Consider the following 15,464-nt stretch of genomic DNA (forward strand, 5'->3'; position numbering starts at 1 on the left):
CGAAGCCGTGGTGACACGCTGTTCGGAGGCGGGGGTCAGCGCGAGGACACGGACGCGCCCGCTACCGGCCGACGTCCTTCGGAGTCGGCGGTGACCAGGTTTCCCTTCCTTTCCCGGTGCTCGTGCACCAGGCGGATCGCCATGGCACCTTCACCGGTCGCCGAGGCCACCCGTTTCACCGAGCCGCTCCTGACGTCGCCGGCGGCGAACACCCCGGGAAGGGTGGTCTCCAGCAGCATCGGTTCGCGGCCCAGCGAGGCCCACCGGTTCGCGTCGGCCACCGCCCGGGCGTCGGCGCCGGTGAGGACGAAGCCCTTCTCGTCCAGGGCCAGCACGCCCGCGAGCCATTCCGTGCGCGGCCGGGCCCCGATGAAAACGAACAGCGCCGCGGCCTGCAGCTCACGGCGCTCATGGCTTGCGTTGTCCTCCACCGTCAGCGACTCCAACTGCTCCTCGCCGGCGACGCCCCGTACTTCGGTGTGGAGCAGCAGCTCGATCTTGGGGTGCTGCTCCACCTGGTCCACCAGGTAGCGCGACATGTCCGCGTTGAGGTCGCTGCCCCGGACGAGGAGGTGGACCCGGGACGCGTGCTGGGCGAGGAACAGCGCCGCTTGCCCGGCTGAGTTCCCGCCGCCGACCACGGCGACCGGATCCGCCCGGCAGAGGCCGGCCTCGTGGACCGTCGCCGCGTAGTAGACCCCGATGCCTTCCAGGCGGTCGATGCCGGGCAGTTCGAGCCTGCGGTACCGCACGCCCGAGGCCAGCACCACGGCGCCGGCCCGGGCCCGGGACCCGTCTGTGAACGTGACGACGTACTCATCGTCCTGCGGGGTGAGCCCGCTGACCTCCGACGGCACCATCAGGCGGGCGCCGAACTTGTGGACCTGGAGGACCGCACGTTCGATGAGTTCGCCTCCGGAGATGCCGGACGGGAAGCCGAGGTAGTTCTCGATGCGGGACGAGGTCGCGGCCTGGCCTCCGGTGGCCACGGCGTCGACGGTGACCGTGGTGAGGCCGTCGGAGGCACCGTACACGGCGGCGGCGAGTCCCGCGGGGCCCGCACCGACCACCATGACGTCGCACCGCTCGCTCTCGGGCGAGGGGGCGGGCAACCCGATGAGCCGGGCGAGTTCGGCGTTGCTCGGATTGCGCAGTAGCCGCTCGCCCTGCCAGAGGACCACCGGAGTCTCCTCGGGACGGATGGCGAACCGGCGCAGCAGCGCCTCGGCCTCCTTGTCCCTCTCCAGATCCACCCAGCGGTGGGGCAGCCGGTTGCGGGCAGCGAACTCGCGCAGCCGCAGCGTGTCCCGTGAGTAGCACGACCCCAGGATCCGGAAGCCTGCACCGAGGCCGATGAGCAGGTACCTGCGGCCCAGGTAGGCGCGGAGGATCAGATCTCCGAGGACGGGGTCGCTGCCGACCAGGGCGCGTTGCCGCTCCACCGGTACGGCCAGGATCTCGCCGGCCTCGCGCACCACGGCGGTGTTGAACGCCGCCTGGCCTTCCAGCAGCCCGAGTTCGCCCAGGAACCTGCCGGGTCCGTGGACCGCCACCGTCCGCTCGTCGGGGCCGCCCTGGTCGTGGAGGACTTCGACGGTCCCGCTGAGGATCGCGAGAAACTCCCGGAACGGCTCGCCCTCGCGGTACAGCACCTCACCCTCGGCTGTCCTGCGGCGCTCACCGTGCGCGGTCAGGTCCTCGAGCTGCTCCGGCGTGAGCCGGGGGAACGCCCCGTACCGATCAGGTGTCTCGCGGACCGCACCATTCTCGTGCTCGGCCGTGCTCATCAGACCAGGGCCTCGTGAACGAAGCACCAGCGCCAGTCCTCTCCCGGCTCGAAGGACTGCACGACGGGGTGACCGACGCTCCCCGCATGCCGTCGGGCGTGCTTGAGGGGGGAGGAGTCGCAGCAGCCGACGTGCCCACAGGTGAGGCAGAGGCGCAGGTGCAGCCACGGAGAATGCTCCCTGAGGCACTCCTCGCAGCCCTCCGGGGTACGCGGCGTCACTGGGCGCACCATCGCCAGGTGCGGGTCGACAATCGTGGCCATGAGGGTCTTCCTTCCGTGAATGGGCCTGATCGGCCACAGCCGGCGATGGTCTTCCTCATCACCGTCGTGTTCACCTTCCAGCAGTCGTCTGCCGGCCCGCCATCGCCTCCTCGACCCACGAGCGCAGGACGTGCGCGGGTGCCGCGCCGGCCTGCCGGGCGACCGTCTCGCCCTGGTCCAGGACGAGCAGGGTCGGTACCGCCTGCACCTCGAACCGCCGACTGAGCCGTGGGCTCTGGTCCACGTCGACCTTGACGAGCTTGATCTGGCCGGCGAGGTCCCGGGCGACCTGTTCGAGGGCTGGGCTGACCATGCGGCAGGGGCCGCACCAGGTCGCCCAGAGGTCGACGACGACGGGCACCGTGGCGTTGTCGGCGACCTCGGCGAAGTCGTCGTCGCCCGCGTCGACGACCCAGGGCAGAGGCTGCTTGCAGTGTCCGCATCGGGGACGCCCCTCGGCGGCCACGGGAATCCGGTTGCCGCGCCCGCAGTTCGTACAGGTCACCGTCGTCGTCCGGGTGGTGTTCACGCCGCCCTCGCTTCCCGCTGGCCCTCTTGCCGGTCGTAGGTGACCACCAGCTCCGCGTGCTCGGCGTCGACGAGCACGGTGGCGCCGTCCTGGACGTCACCGCGCAGCAGGGCGCGCCCCACCAGCGTCTCGACCTCGTGGGAGATGTAGCGCCGCAGCGGCCGGGCCCCGTACACCGGGTCGTAGCCCTGGTGAGCGATCAGCTCACGGGCCGCATCGGTGAGTTCGACGGTGATGCGGCGCTCGGCGAGCCGTTGCCGCAGCTCGTCGAACTGCAACTCCACGATCCGCTCGATCTGCCGCTCACCGAGCGGCTTGAACAGCACGATGTCGTCGACGCGGTTGAGGAACTCCGGGCGGAAGTGTCCGCGCAGCTCGCCCATCACGAGGGCGCGGGCATCGGGCTTGATCTCCCCCTCGGCGGTGGCGCCGTCGAGGAGGTGCTCGGAGCCGATGTTGGACGTCATGATGATCACGGTGTTGCGGAAGTCGACGGTGCGGCCCTGGGCGTCGGTGATGCGACCGTCGTCGAGGATCTGCAGCAAGGTGTTGAAGACATCGGTGTGCGCCTTCTCGACCTCGTCGAACAGCACGACCGAGTACGGCTTGCGGCGTACGGCCTCGGTGAGCTGGCCGCCCTCCTCGTAGCCGACGTATCCCGGCGGGGCACCCATGAGCCGGCTGACGGTGTGCCGCTCCTGGTACTCGCTCATGTCGAGGCGGACCATGTTCTCCTCGGAGTCGAACAGGGCACGGGCGAGGGTCTTGGCCAGCTCGGTCTTCCCGACGCCGGTGGGGCCGAGGAAGATGAACGAGCCGATGGGGCGGCGAGGGTCGCGGATGCCGGAGCGGGCGCGGATGACGGCGTCGGCGACGAGCTTGACGGCCTCGTCCTGCCCGATGACGCGCTCGCGCAGTATCTCGTCGAGGCGCAGCAGTTTCTCGCGTTCGCCCTCCTGGAGACGGGCGACGGGGACGCCGGTCCAGGCGGCGACGATCTCGGCGATCTCCTCCTCGGTGACGACCTCGCGCAGCAGCCGGTTCTGCCCTTGTTTGGCGGCCAGTTGCTCCTCCTCCGCGGCGAGCCGGCGCTCCAGGTCCTGGAGGCGGCCGTAGCGGAGTTCGGCGGCGCGGTTGAGGTCGTAGGCGCGTTCGGCCTCCTCCGCCTCATGGCGGACCTGCTCCAGTTCCTGGCGCAGTTCCTGTACGCGGCGGATCGCCTGCCGTTCGGCCTCCCACTGGGCGTGTTTGGCGTCGGCCTCTGCGCGCAGGTCGGCCAGTTCCCTGCGCAGCTCCGCCAGGCGGGCCTCACTGGCGGGATCGGTCTCCTTGGACAGGGCGGCGTCCTCGATCTCCAGGCGGGTGACGCGGCGGGTGATCTCGTCGAGTTCGGCGGGCATGGAGTCGATCTCGGTCCGCAGCCGGGCGCACGCCTCGTCCACGAGGTCGATGGCCTTGTCCGGCAGGAACCGGTCGGTGATGTAGCGGTGGCTGAGGGTGGCCGCGGAGACCAGCGCGGTGTCCTGGATCTTGACGCCGTGAAAGACCTCCAGACGTTCTCGCAGTCCTCGCAGGATGGAGATGGTGTCCTCCAGGCTCGGCTCGTCGACCACCACCTGCTGGAAGCGACGTTCGAGGGCGGCGTCCTTCTCGATGTGCTTGCGGTATTCGTCGAGGGTGGTGGCGCCGATCATGTGGAGTTCTCCGCGCGCGAGCATCGGCTTGAGCATGTTGCCCGCGTCCATGGCGCCTTCCGCGGCACCCGCGCCCACGACGGTGTGCAGTTCGTCGACGAAGAGCAGGATGCGTCCCTGGGCGGCCTTTACCTCGCTGAGCACGGCCTTGAGGCGTTCCTCGAACTCACCGCGGTACTTGGCGCCGGCGACCAGGGAGCCCATGTCCAGGGCGAACACGATCTTGTCGCGCAGTCCTTCGGGGACATCGCCGCGCACGATGCGCTGGGCGAGTCCCTCGACGATGGCGGTCTTGCCGACGCCCGGGTCGCCGATGAGGACCGGGTTGTTCTTGGACTTGCGGCTGAGGATCTGGGTGACGCGGCGGATCTCGGCGTCCCGGCCGATGACCGGGTCGAGCCTGCCGGCCCTGGCCTCCACGACCAGGTCGCGGCCGTACTTCTCCAGGGCTTCGTAGGCGACTTCGGGGTTGGCGGAGGTGACGCGCTGGTTGCCGCGGACCTGGGTGAGCGCGCTCAGGAACGAGTCCCTGGTGATGCCGGCCTCTTTGAGCAGACGCCCGGCCTTGGTCGATGAGCCCTCCTCGGCCAGGGCGAGCAGGAGGTGCTCCACGGACACGTACTCGTCCTTGAGGCGTTTGGCCTCCCGTTCGGCGGCATCGAGCAGGCGGGCGAGTCGCTGGGTGACGAAGACCTGGCCGGGTGAGGCGCCGGGGCCGGTGACCTTGGGACGACGGGAGAGTTCCTCGCGGACGGCCTCGCGCAGTGCGTTCGGCTCGGCGCCGGCCTGCTCCAGCAACCTGGGGATCAGACCGTCCTCCTGACCGAGGAGTGCGAGCAGCAGGTGTTCCCCGTCGACCTCGGTCTGCCCCATGCCGACGGCCGCGGTCTGGGCTTCCTGGAGGGCTTCCTGGGACTTCTGGGTGAGGCGGTTCATGTCCATGGGGGTGTTTCACTCCTCGTGCCGCGGCCGCGCAGGGCGGCTTCGAGCAGGGTGATGCGATCGAGCAGGTCGAGCACCAGGCCGATCGAGGCGTAGTTGAGGCAGAGTCCGGAGCGCAGCCGCTGGATGCGGGCGAGCACCGCCGGGGCCGTGGGGTCGAACGCCAGGTGCCCCGCCGCGTCGCGGTCGGCGTCGACCAGTCCGAGGGCGACGAACCGGCGGATCAGGTCGGGGTGGAGGCCCGAGAGACGGGCCACGGCGTCCAGGGAGAGTCTGTGGACGGGCACCAGCGCGTACCGGACAGCCGTCGAGACGGTGAGGTCGGCTCCCGTTCGTACCGGACGGTCGCCCACGCCGGCCCGGCCGGTGCCTGCCGCTGCCGAGGGTCGGTCGTTCATCGCGTCCTCCTGGGATCGAACGAGGAGGTGGCGGCGAGCTCCTCGAACAGTTCGCGCTCCCGGTCGCCCAGGGTGGGCGGCACCATGACGCGGAGTTCGGCGTACAGGTCGCCGTCGGCGCCGCGCGGGCCCGGCATGCCCTCACCGCGCAGCCGCAGTCGCCGACCGCTGGACGAGCCCGCCGGCACGGCGACCTTGGCCGTGCCACCGCCAGGGGTGGGCACCGGAACGGTCGCGCCCAGCGCCGCCTCCCAGGGAGTGACCGGTACCTGGACGTGGACATCACGGCCGTCCAGTCGGAACTGTGGGTGGGGCCGGATGCGCACCCGCAGGTACAGGTCGCCTCCGGGGGCGTCACCGCTTCCCCGACCGCCCTCCCCCGCCAGCCGGATGCGCTGCCCGTCGGTGACGCCCGGCGGCACGTTGACCTCGTATCGCCGCGGCTGACCGGCGGGACCGGCGAGCGTGACAGTGCGACGGCCGCCCTTGAACGCCTCCTCCACGGTGAGCGGCAGCTCGGCCTCCTGGTCGGCTCCCGGCACACCGCCGCGGACGGCGCCTGCTCCGAACATCGAGCCGAGCAGGTCCTCGAAGTCGACACCGTCCGCCTCGAAGTCGTCGCCGAAGCCGGTGGCGTACCGGACGCGGGGGCCTCCCGCGCCCGCGGTCCTCCGGGTGCGGAAGCCGCCCGCGCCGGCCGCGACCCGTTCGTCGAAGTCCTCGGGGATCTTTCGGAAGTCCTCGCCGAAGCGGTCGTAGCGGGACCGGGTCTTCGGGTCCGACAGGACGCTGTACGCCTCGTTGAGGTCCTTGAAGCGTTCCTCCGCCCCCGGGTCCTTGTTGACGTCAGGGTGGTTCTTGCGGGCGAGCTTGCGATATGCCTGCTGGATCTCGTCCTGGCTCGCGGTCCGCGACACGCCCAGCACCTCGTAGAAGTCCCGTGCCATGACCGGTCACTCCCGTTTCGCGACCGTCACGGCGGCGGGCCTGAGCTGCCTCTCGCCGTCCCCGTAGCCCGGGCGCAGCACCTCGACGACCGTCCCCGGTTCCGCCTCGGGGGCCTCGACGACGGCGACCACTTCGTGCCGGGCCGGGTCGAAGGCGATGCCGGTCTCCGCGTGCCGCGGGTAGCCGAGCAGTTCGAGGACGTTCACCGCCTGATCGCGTACGGCCCGTACACCCTCCACGATCGCGCCGGAGTCGGCTCCGGCGTGGGCCAGCGCGAGTTCGAGGTTGTCCAGGACGGGCAGGAAGGCGGCGGCTGTACGGGAACGCTCGACCGTCCGCTCCCGCTCCAGCTCCCTCGCGTGACGCTTGCGGAGGTTGTCGAGGTCGGCGAGCGCCCGCCGCCAGCGGTCCTCCAGCTCCCGGATCGCGGTCGTGTGCTCGTCCTCGATCGGTGCGGGGCCGCCGGCCGCGTCAGGGCCGGGTTCCTCGTCCATGGCAGACCCCGGCCCTGCCGGCGGGCCCGAGGGCGGAAGGCCCCTGCGGGGACGTTCGGTGGCCTCCGGAGCCGGGCCGGCCTGGTCCTGCACGGCCGGGTCGGGTTCCCTGGAGTGGATCGGCATGGCGGGTCCTCAGGTCTTGTCGAACTCGGCGTCGATGACGTCGTCGTCACCGCCACCGCCGGTCGCGCCGTCCCCGGTGGTGTCATGGCCCGGACCGCCCGTGGCGGCACCGCTCTGATGCGCCACCAGCCCTGCCAGCACCTGCTGGAGTTCGGAGGTCAGGGGCCGCACCCGCTCCGCGCCCGCCTCCTCCTTGACCGCCGCCCGGGCATCCGACACGAGCATCTCGGCGCGTGCCTTCTCGTGCGCGGGTGCGGCGTCGCCCAGTTCGGCGAGGCGCTTCTCGACCTGGTAGGCGACGGCGTCGAGCTCATTGCGGGCATCGACGGCCTCGCGCAGCGCCTGGTCCTGGCCCCGGTTGCTCTCGGCCTCCTGGACCATGCGGTCGACCTCGCCGCGGTCCAGGTTGGAGCTCTCGCTGATGGTGATGCCCTGTTCCTTGCCGGTGTCCCGGTCCCGGGCCTTGACCTCGAGGATGCCGTTGGCGTCGACGTCGAAGGTGACCTCGATCTGCGGTTCGCCCCGCGGCGCCTGCCTGATGTCGGTGAGCTGGAACCGGCCGAGCACCCGGTTGTCCGCGGCCCGCTCGCGCTCGCCCTGGAGGACCACCACATCGACCGCCGGCTGGTTGTCCTCGGCAGTGGAGAAGGTCTCGGAGCGACGCACCGGGATGGTGGTGTTCCGCTCGATGATCTTCGTCATCACGCCGCCACGCGTCTCGACACCCAGCGACAGGGGCGTGACGTCGAGCAGCAGGACGTCCTTGACCTCGCCCTTGAGCACCCCGGCCTGGATCGCGGCGCCCAGGGCCACGACCTCATCGGGGTTGACGCTCATGTTGGGTTCCTTGCCGCCGGTCAGCCGGCGCACGAGGGCCTGAACGGCGGGGATGCGGGTGGAACCGCCGACGAGGATCACCTCGTCGATATCGCTCTCGCCGACCTTCGCGTCGGCCATGGCCTGCTGGACCGGTCCCAGGCACCGCTCCACCAGGTCGCCGGTGATCTGCTCGAACGTGGACCGCATGATCGAGTCGGTGAGGTGCTTGGGGCCTGAGGCATCGGCCGTGACGAACGGCAGGCTGACCTGCGTCTGCGTCACCGAGCTCAGCTCGGTCTTGGCCTTCTCCGCCGCCTCGAAAAGGCGTTGCAGCGCCTGAGGATCCTTGCGCAGATCGATGCCGTTCTCCTTCTGGAAGTCGTCCGCCAGGTAATCCACCAGACGCCGGTCGAAGTCGTCGCCGCCCAGGTGACTGTCACCCGCTGTGGACCGCACCTCCACCACACCGTCGCCGACGTCGAGGATGCTCACGTCGAAGGTGCCGCCGCCCAGGTCGAAGACGAGGACGGTCTCGTGCTGCTTCTTGTCCATGCCGTACGCGAGGGCCGCCGCGGTCGGCTCGTTGATGATCCGCAGCACTTCCAGTCCCGCGATCCTTCCGGCGTCCTTGGTGGCGGTGCGCTGAGCGTCGTTGAAGTAGGCGGGCACCGTGATGACCGCCTCCGTGACCCGCTCCCCCAGCTGCTTGGAGGCGTCGTCGGCGAGTTTGCGCAGCACCTGGGCGCTGATCTCCTCGGGCGCGTACAACTTGTCGCGCACCTTGAAGCGGGCCGCGCCGCCGTCGCCCTCGACGACGTCGTAGGCCACCGCTCTGGCCTCGTCGGAAATCTCGTCGTAGTGCCGACCGACGAACCGCTTGGCCGAGTAGATGGTCCCCTTGGGATTGAGGATCGCCTGGCGCCGGGCCAGCTGGCCCACCAGGCGCTCGCCGGTATCGGTGAAAGCCACCACGGATGGGGTCGTACGGTTTCCCTCGCTGTTGGGCACGACGGAAGGTTCGCCGCCCTCCCATACGGCGATCACCGAGTTCGTGGTGCCCAGGTCAATGCCCACTGCCTTCGCCATGAGGAACTCCTCCACTCCTCCCGTGCGACGGCATGCGCCGACACTGCGGATCTGATCACGTATGCACGGGGCGGCCGCCGGCTCCGGTGTCCGCGCCCGCTTGGCCCCCGCGCGTTCCAGAGTCGCGCACGGAGCAGTACGAAGGCCTGGGCCTGGCGGGTCAAAGAACCACCGGGCCCGTGGCCCTGCGAGCACGACACGAATACTCCGAACAATCTGGGTAGGGTCAGAGAGAGGGACACGGCCGAGGAACGGAGTGACCCCATGGCCGGCAACCGGCCGCACGACCTGTACCGTCACTGCTCCGATCGAGGGCGAGACCGTCCGCGGGGCAGGGCCGGGCGGCAGCCCTCGGCCGCGCGGAGAGGCCCCCGCCGATCCGTTCCCGTGCCCACCCCATCCGATGGAGCCCGCCACGAACTGATGGTGCTGTCCAGCGCCCTGTTCGAGACCCGGGACGAAGGCGAGATCCTGCGCCTGGCCATGGACCACATCGCTGCCGCGGGGCCGTACAGTGCCGAGGCCGGATACCTGAAGGTAAACGGTGACCTGGTTCGCTGCCCCAGGGGCAGCCGTGGCCACGCCGTGGCCGTGGACCGGAGGGTGCGCGAGCTGACCGGGCAGGACGGGCCCGTCACGGTACCCGGCCGACCGTGGGGCCGGGCCCTGGGGCTACGCGGGCAGGAGGGACTCCACGGATACCTCGTGGTGACGTCCCGCTCCCGGCCCAGCGAATCCGAACGTTTCCTCCTCGCCACGCTCGTCCGACACACCGCTGCTGCGCTGTCAGTCGCGTTCACACACCGCCGCCGGCGCGAGGACGTGCTCGAGCTGCGGCTGCTGAGGGAGGAGCGGAAAGCCCTCCAGGAGCAGCTGGTCTCCGTGGCGGCTGAGCTCGGGCATCAGCGGGCTGTCCACGCGCTCATGGCCGACGTCGCCGCCTCGGGCGGCGGCGAGGAAGCCATCACCCGCGCACTGCACGAGCTCACTGGGCTCCCTGCGCTGGTCGAGGACCGCTTCGGTCGGCTGAGGTCCTGGACGGGCCCCGACCGCCCCGACCCCTATCCGGAACCGGACCCCGTGCGCCAGGCCGAAATGCTGCACGCCATTGCCCGGGAGGTCGGGCCGGTACGGATGGGAGACCGGCTGGTCGCCCTGATCCGCCCGCACGTCGAGATCCTGGGCGTCCTCGCCGTGGTCGGTGCCCGGGGCGAGACGGACGAGCACACCGTGCTCGCGCTGGAACACGCCGCCACGTCGCTCTCTCTGGAGCTGGCGCACCTGCGGAACCTGGCCGAAGTGGAGCTGAGGCTGCACGGCGAGCTCGTCGAGGACCTCCTCGCAGGGACGGACGAGGCGAGCGCCTACGCGCGGTCCGAGGCAGTCGGGCACGACCTGCACCGCAGCCACTACATCATCGTGGTGCAGTGGTCGAACCGGACCGCGGACGATTCCTTCGCGCAGACCGTGGGCCGGGCGGCTGCTGACGTGGGCATGCGCTCGCTGCTGACCCGACGTTCCGACCACGTGGTGCTGGTCGCAGACGACAGGCCGGACGCGAGCGCGTTGTACGAGGCGCTCGCCCGGGAGACCGGAACACGGTCCGGGACGATCGGCGTGAGCGCTGCGTGCGAATCCCTGGACGCCATCCCCCACCGCTACCAGGAGGCGCAGCGCGCCCTGGAAGTGCGCCGCCACTCCACGGAGCGTTATGGCACGACGTTCTTCGACGAACTCGGCCTCTACCGCGTCCTGGGACCCGGCAACGACTACCGGGAGCTGGAAACGTTCGTCCACGAGTGGCTCGGGCAGCTCATCGACTACGACTCCCGGCACCACGCGGCCATGGTGGAGACCTTGTCCCGGTACTTCGACTGCGGCGGCAACTACGACGAGACCGCCGAATCCCTCGCGATCCACCGCAGCACGCTGCGCTACCGACTCAAGCGCATCCGTGACATCAGCGGCAACGACCTGGCGAACGTCGAGGACCGGCTCAACCTCCAGGTGGCGACCCGAGTGTGGAAGATCGTGCTGGGCGGATCCGGCTGAAGCGCACTGGAACTGTCGATCGGAGTGTTGTCGGTGCGGACGTCCGCGACCTCCAGGCAGTCCTGTAGCTCCGCCCAGGTCCGGGCGACGGCCCGGTGCAGGGTGTCGGCCATCCGACGTTCCTCGGTGCCGGGCGGGTGGGCTTCGACGAGGTAGACGGTGCGCCGGAGCAGGAAGGCGTGGAGGGCGTCCATGTGCTCGCGGGCGATACTGCGTGCCGGGATCCGAGGATCCTTCCAGCGGCGGCGGACTCGGGGCCGCCGCCGGACCGGGGCGGCTGGTCGGTTGAGCGGACATGTCCATCCGGTTAGTGATCACTGATGCCAGGTGGGACCGGATCGAGCCGCTGATGCCGGCCGCTCCGGTCCCGCGGTCGGCGATGGGCCGACCACCGCCGCACCCTTGAGGCCATTGCGTGGAAGTACCGCACCTGTTCGCCCTGGCGGGACCTGCCGGGGGAACTCGGCTCCTTCCAGACGGCCCACGAACGCCTCATCAGGTGTGCCGTCGACGGTACCTGGGCACGGATCCTGGCCGCCGTCCTGGCCACCGCCGACGCCGATGACGACGTGGAATGGACGGTCTCGGTGGACGCCACCATCTGCCGGGCCCACCAGCACGCGGCTGGGGCTGTGAAAAAGGGGCCGCGCGACGGTCAGAACCCCACGCCCACGCACTCGAACGTTCTGGTGGCGGCCTGAGTACGAAAGTACATCTGGCCAGCGACAACCGGGCACGGCCGTTGGCCCTCCACGTCACCGCCGGCCAGGCGGGCGATGCTCCGGAATTCGAGGCCGTCATGGCCGGAATCCGCGTCCCCCGAAGCGGACTCGGCAGGCCCCCGGACTCGACCGGAGGCCGTCCTCGCGGACCGCGCCTATTCTTCGCGCGCGATCCGCAGCTGACCAGGTCGGACACCGACTGCGGAGAGGGCGAGCCGGAGGTCGGCCGCCAGGTTTCGACGCGAAGGCATGCAAGCAGCGCAACACCGTCGAACGGTGTATCAACCGCTTGAAGCAATGGCGTGGTCTGGCCATGCGCACGGACAAGCTTGCCCTGACCTACGAGGCTGCTTCGCACTTGGCAGCCATCCTGATCTGGTCCCGCTCGACGCGGTGATCAGAGCAGCTCGTGCACGACCAGGCGCGACTGCTTCCCCGAGAAAGCGCTTCGCAGGGCTCGGGCCTCACGGTTCCGGGCAGCGAAGACGCCTCGTTTGTCCACGTGCACGACCAGGACGTCATGGCTATCGATGACCTCGGAGATGCCCCGCGTCTGGATGGTGTCCCGCCAGGCTTCCGTGTTCCGGCCGAACCAATCCGGTAGTCCGCAAGGCTCAGCCACGGCGTCCCAGAAATCGTCGAGCGTCTCGATCGGCCTACCCCGCAGGTCGACCACCAGTTCCGACTCATTCCTCTTGGCCATCACGACAGAGTAGTCAGCGCGCTTCCGAGGCGTCGGAGTTCCAAACAGACAGGTCCTGGTTCGCCGCGAGCCAGGTCGTGGTGGGCGGGCCGTAAACCGGCGAGGCTGCCGAGGCGGGAGCCGCTGATCGGATCCCAGAACTCCAGGCCGGCCTGCGAGGAGGAGTACAGCAGGCCGTCCGCGGCGAAGAAGCGGCCGTCCGGGCCGCCGAACGTCGCGACTTCCTCGAATGTGCTCTCGCCGGCCTCACGGCCGAGGAGAAAGACCCGGGCACCCGGGACCACGGGCCCCTGGGTCCGGCCGGAGTCCCTCGGCGCACACGGCGGCCGCGCGCCGCAGCGCCGCGAGCGCGTCGCCCCCCGACCGTCACCGGCCGCCCGCCGACCCGGGGAGCCGGCCTGCTACCACCGCATCACACAGCGGGCTGTGGCCGGCGCAGTTCGGCCCGGCCGAAGAGGAGGGCGTAGCCGGTGGGGAGTTGGTGGAGGATGCGGGTGAGGAGGTCGGGGCCGGCGAGGCGGGTGACGACGGCGAGTACGGCGCCGGTGTCCCAGCGGGCGATGGCCGGGCTGGTGCCGGTGCGGGCGGCCAGGTCCTTGACGAAGCTCCAGCCGGTGAGCTGTTCGGTGGCAGGGATCTGGGCGGTCAGGGCCAGGGCGGCTTCGACGGGCAGGGCCTGGGCCAGGTCGACGCGTTCGTCTCCGACGAGCTGGCGGCCGAGGGCGGCGAGGACCGTGCGGACGGCGTCCTCGGCACGTTCGCGTGTGGGGTAGGCGCCTTCGTAGCGCACGCGTTCCAGCATCTGCTCGAACGTCATGGCGGGCTGGGCCTGGTGCGGTCGAGGCTGGTCGTACATGGTGCTGCGGTTGCCTTTCTCGTCGCGGGCTCGGTGTCCGGCCCGTTGCGGTGGCGTCGGACGTTCAGGTGGGCCGGGGGTGGCCGAAGAGGAGGTCGTAGCCGGGCGGGAGCTGGAGCAGGACGTCCCGCATGAGGATGTCTCCGGCTGCGGCGGCCGCGGTGGACAGGACCGCGCCTATGTCCCACAGGGCCGTCTTCTCGGTGGCGCCTTCGATCCAGGCAGCGGTGGCCCGCACGAAGCGTTCGGGGGAGAGCGGCTCCGCGGCCTGCAGGGGGTTGAGGAGGATCAGGGCGTAGGTCTCGGGGAGCCGGGCGGCGAGCTCGGCCCGCACGGTGCCGACCAAGTGGGCGCCCAGCAGGGCGAGGACGACGCGGGCCGCCCGTTCGGCTTCTTCCCGGGTCCGGTACTCCCCGCGTTCCCGGACATGGTCCAGGAACGCTTCCCAGCGCATCGACATGTCACATCACCTCCATGGGAGGGGTGAAAGGGGAAGGGGTGCGGAGGACGGGGTGCCGGAGGGGGATCGGGTTCCCCGTCCTCCGCCGCCGATGCCGGCCGGATCAGCCGGAGATCTGCTTGCGGCCGGACTCTCCGCCGATGGCGATCTTGCGCGGCTTGGCGCGCTCGGCGATCGGGATCCGCAGGGTCAGGACACCCGCGTCGTAGTCGGCTTCGATGCGGTCGGTGTCCAGGGTGTCGGCCAGCATGATCTGACGGGAGAAGACACCGAGAGGGCGCTCGGACAGTTCCATCTGTACGCCTTCGGACTTCTCCGCAGGCCGGCGTTCGGCCTTCACGGTCAGCATGTTCCGTTCGACGTCGATGTCGATCGCATCGGTGCTCACACCGGGGAGGTCGAAGGCGATCACGTACGCTTCGCCGTCGCGGTAGGCGTCCATGGGCATGACGGACGGCTTCGACCACGTGCCCGACGTACCCGAGAGCTGCTGAACGATCCGGTCCATCTCGCGGAACGGGTCGGTGCGCATCAACATCGCGAAACACCTCCAGTGGGTTCAGGCAGAAACTGCCAATGCGCTTCAACGTGCTTCCGTTGTAACATGTCATCGAAAAGATGACAAGCAAGACGTCATCTGGAGGATGACAGATCACGGAGACCGCCATGACCGAGGCCGCAGAGCCGACCCCACCCGTCACGTTCCTGGCCGCCGTCGCGGCACTGGAGACCATCCACCAGGCCGTCAAGGACGCGCAGCAAACCCCCACAAGCACGTCGGCAGCGGCACCGGCCGCGGGGCCGCACCCGGCCCTGGCCGCCCTGCTGATGCTCCGCGAGGTCCGCGAGCAGCTCGCCGGCTGGGAAACCGGCCTGATCGAGAACGCCCGCGGCCAGGGCGCCAGCTGGGCCGACCTCGCCGGCCCCCTCGGACTCGCCAGCCGTCAGGCCGCCGAACGCCGCTATCTCCGCCTGCGCCCCGGCAAGGCGGGAAGCACCGGCGAGGAACGCGTCCAGGCCACCCGCGACACCCGCGCCGCCGACCGCAGCGTGAACACCTGGGCCCGCGACAACGCCGCCGACCTGCGTCGCCTCGCCGGCCAGATCACCGCCCTGGCCGGCCTGCCCGCCGGCGCCGAGGGCGCCATCGACGACCTGAACCAGGCCCTCGCCGACAACGACACCGCCCGCCTCGTGCGCCCCCTGGCCGACACCAGGCCCCACCTGCGGCCCGAGGACACCGAGCTCGCCGAACGCATCGACGCCCTCACCCGCCACACCGACCAGCTCCGCCAGGACACCCACGACCGGCGCAACACGTGATCCGCAATAGATGATGAGCGGCACCGGCCCGGACGTGGGTCACCGCCCGCTCTCCGGGCGCCTGCTCTGTCCTTGCGCGGCGGTCGCGACGGCCGCAGGCTCCTGGTAGGCGCCCTGACCGAGTGGACCCGCTGTCGGATCGGGCAGGTGGACGGGCATGCGGCACCCGCGGAAGCCCGAGCTGCGCGATCGGGCAAGGAGCGCAGCACGGTGGTCCTGGACGTGCGGGGCATGGTCCGGGCCACTCAGCAGAAGCGGCCGA

At 70.5% G+C, this 15,464-nt stretch carries 15 protein-coding genes and 1 pseudogene; 3 read left to right on the forward strand and 13 right to left on the reverse strand.

The genetic code is table 11. From position 1 onward, the window contains the following. Positions 1-35: 35 nt before the first annotated feature. From ACFYZL_RS04820 to dnaK, 8 genes are all read right to left on the reverse strand, one after another. A complete protein-coding gene (locus ACFYZL_RS04820; protein WP_388676027.1) occupies positions 36-1,787 on the reverse strand; it encodes an FAD-dependent oxidoreductase in 1,752 nt (583 codons plus the stop codon). After that, a complete protein-coding gene (locus ACFYZL_RS04825) occupies positions 1,787-2,050 on the reverse strand; it encodes a UBP-type zinc finger domain-containing protein (protein WP_376613969.1) in 264 nt (87 codons plus the stop codon). Before ACFYZL_RS04825 ends, ACFYZL_RS04820 begins: the two co-directional genes overlap by 1 nt. Before the next feature lie 70 nt (positions 2,051-2,120). Then, complete coding sequence (gene trxA, locus ACFYZL_RS04830) at positions 2,121-2,579, reverse strand: thioredoxin (protein WP_388676031.1); 459 nt, start codon at positions 2,577-2,579, stop codon at positions 2,121-2,123. Beyond that, a complete protein-coding gene (clpB, locus tag ACFYZL_RS04835) occupies positions 2,576-5,215 on the reverse strand; it encodes an ATP-dependent chaperone ClpB (protein WP_388676034.1) in 2,640 nt (879 codons plus the stop codon). Before clpB ends, trxA begins: the two co-directional genes overlap by 4 nt. Beyond that, the gene (locus tag ACFYZL_RS04840; RefSeq protein ID WP_388676037.1) at positions 5,206-5,613 is read right to left on the reverse strand and encodes a chaperone modulator CbpM; all 408 of its coding nucleotides are present in this window, start codon (positions 5,611-5,613) and stop codon (positions 5,206-5,208) included. The genes clpB and ACFYZL_RS04840 overlap by 10 nt, the downstream gene beginning before the upstream one ends. After that, positions 5,610-6,560 (reverse strand): DnaJ C-terminal domain-containing protein, encoded by a 951-nt coding sequence (locus tag ACFYZL_RS04845; RefSeq protein ID WP_384742908.1) that lies wholly within the window; start codon positions 6,558-6,560, stop codon positions 5,610-5,612. Before ACFYZL_RS04845 ends, ACFYZL_RS04840 begins: the two co-directional genes overlap by 4 nt. 6 nt (positions 6,561-6,566) lie before the next feature. Then, on the reverse strand, positions 6,567-7,181 hold the full coding sequence (locus tag ACFYZL_RS04850; RefSeq protein WP_384742911.1) for a nucleotide exchange factor GrpE: 615 nt from the start codon (positions 7,179-7,181) through the stop codon (positions 6,567-6,569). Between the two features lie 9 nt (positions 7,182-7,190). Further along, positions 7,191-9,086 (reverse strand): molecular chaperone DnaK, encoded by a 1,896-nt coding sequence (dnaK, locus tag ACFYZL_RS04855; protein ID WP_384742914.1) that lies wholly within the window; start codon positions 9,084-9,086, stop codon positions 7,191-7,193. Positions 9,087-9,350: 264 nt separating this feature from the next. Between dnaK and ACFYZL_RS04860 the strand changes: the two genes are divergently transcribed. Both ACFYZL_RS04860 and ACFYZL_RS04865 read left to right on the forward strand, forming a co-directional pair. After that, the gene (locus ACFYZL_RS04860; protein ID WP_388676042.1) at positions 9,351-11,138 is read left to right on the forward strand and encodes a PucR family transcriptional regulator; all 1,788 of its coding nucleotides are present in this window, start codon (positions 9,351-9,353) and stop codon (positions 11,136-11,138) included. A 295-nt stretch (positions 11,139-11,433) separates the two neighbouring features. After that, a pseudogene (locus tag ACFYZL_RS04865) lies at positions 11,434-12,257 on the forward strand (IS5 family transposase). Here the strand turns inward: ACFYZL_RS04865 and ACFYZL_RS04870 are convergent. From ACFYZL_RS04870 to ACFYZL_RS04890, 5 genes are all read right to left on the reverse strand, one after another. Next, positions 12,258-12,563 (reverse strand): barstar family protein, encoded by a 306-nt coding sequence (locus tag ACFYZL_RS04870; protein ID WP_384742919.1) that lies wholly within the window; start codon positions 12,561-12,563, stop codon positions 12,258-12,260. Continuing rightward, the gene (locus ACFYZL_RS04875; RefSeq protein ID WP_384742921.1) at positions 12,563-12,847 is read right to left on the reverse strand and encodes a hypothetical protein; all 285 of its coding nucleotides are present in this window, start codon (positions 12,845-12,847) and stop codon (positions 12,563-12,565) included. Before ACFYZL_RS04875 ends, ACFYZL_RS04870 begins: the two co-directional genes overlap by 1 nt. 128 nt (positions 12,848-12,975) lie before the next feature. Continuing rightward, positions 12,976-13,419 carry a DUF2267 domain-containing protein gene (locus ACFYZL_RS04880; protein WP_384742923.1) on the reverse strand — a complete coding sequence of 148 codons (444 nt, stop codon included), beginning with the start codon at positions 13,417-13,419 and terminating at the stop codon, positions 12,976-12,978. Positions 13,420-13,483: 64 nt separating this feature from the next. Further along, positions 13,484-13,879 (reverse strand): DUF2267 domain-containing protein, encoded by a 396-nt coding sequence (locus ACFYZL_RS04885; protein WP_388676047.1) that lies wholly within the window; start codon positions 13,877-13,879, stop codon positions 13,484-13,486. Between the two features lie 103 nt (positions 13,880-13,982). After that, a complete protein-coding gene (locus ACFYZL_RS04890) occupies positions 13,983-14,417 on the reverse strand; it encodes an Hsp20/alpha crystallin family protein (protein WP_388676050.1) in 435 nt (144 codons plus the stop codon). Between the two features lie 128 nt (positions 14,418-14,545). On the opposite strand from ACFYZL_RS04890, the gene ACFYZL_RS04895 reads away from it, so the two are divergent. Next, entirely contained in the window at positions 14,546-15,202 is a 657-nt protein-coding gene (locus ACFYZL_RS04895; protein ID WP_388676053.1) for an HSP18 transcriptional regulator, read from the forward strand. Positions 15,203-15,464: the final 262 nt, after the last annotated feature.

Origin of the sequence: Streptomyces sp. NPDC001717 (genome assembly GCF_042892775.1) — a bacterium.
GTDB lineage: Bacteria > Actinomycetota > Actinomycetes > Streptomycetales > Streptomycetaceae > Streptomyces.

Coding starts and splice junctions, on each gene's coding strand:
- ACFYZL_RS04820 (WP_388676027.1), bottom strand. CDS start 1,787: ATGAGCACGGCCGAGCACGAGAATGGTGCGGTCCGCGAGACACCTGAT.
- ACFYZL_RS04825 (WP_376613969.1), bottom strand. CDS start 2,050: ATGGCCACGATTGTCGACCCGCACCTGGCGATGGTGCGCCCAGTGACG.
- clpB (WP_388676034.1), bottom strand. CDS start 5,215: ATGGACATGAACCGCCTCACCCAGAAGTCCCAGGAAGCCCTCCAGGAA.
- ACFYZL_RS04840 (WP_388676037.1), bottom strand. CDS start 5,613: ATGAACGACCGACCCTCGGCAGCGGCAGGCACCGGCCGGGCCGGCGTG.
- ACFYZL_RS04845 (WP_384742908.1), bottom strand. CDS start 6,560: ATGGCACGGGACTTCTACGAGGTGCTGGGCGTGTCGCGGACCGCGAGC.
- ACFYZL_RS04850 (WP_384742911.1), bottom strand. CDS start 7,181: ATGCCGATCCACTCCAGGGAACCCGACCCGGCCGTGCAGGACCAGGCC.
- dnaK (WP_384742914.1), bottom strand. CDS start 9,086: ATGGCGAAGGCAGTGGGCATTGACCTGGGCACCACGAACTCGGTGATC.
- ACFYZL_RS04860 (WP_388676042.1), top strand. CDS start 9,351: ATGGCCGGCAACCGGCCGCACGACCTGTACCGTCACTGCTCCGATCGA.
- ACFYZL_RS04870 (WP_384742919.1), bottom strand. CDS start 12,563: ATGGCCAAGAGGAATGAGTCGGAACTGGTGGTCGACCTGCGGGGTAGG.
- ACFYZL_RS04880 (WP_384742923.1), bottom strand. CDS start 13,419: ATGTACGACCAGCCTCGACCGCACCAGGCCCAGCCCGCCATGACGTTC.
- ACFYZL_RS04885 (WP_388676047.1), bottom strand. CDS start 13,879: ATGTCGATGCGCTGGGAAGCGTTCCTGGACCATGTCCGGGAACGCGGG.
- ACFYZL_RS04890 (WP_388676050.1), bottom strand. CDS start 14,417: ATGTTGATGCGCACCGACCCGTTCCGCGAGATGGACCGGATCGTTCAG.
- ACFYZL_RS04895 (WP_388676053.1), top strand. CDS start 14,546: ATGACCGAGGCCGCAGAGCCGACCCCACCCGTCACGTTCCTGGCCGCC.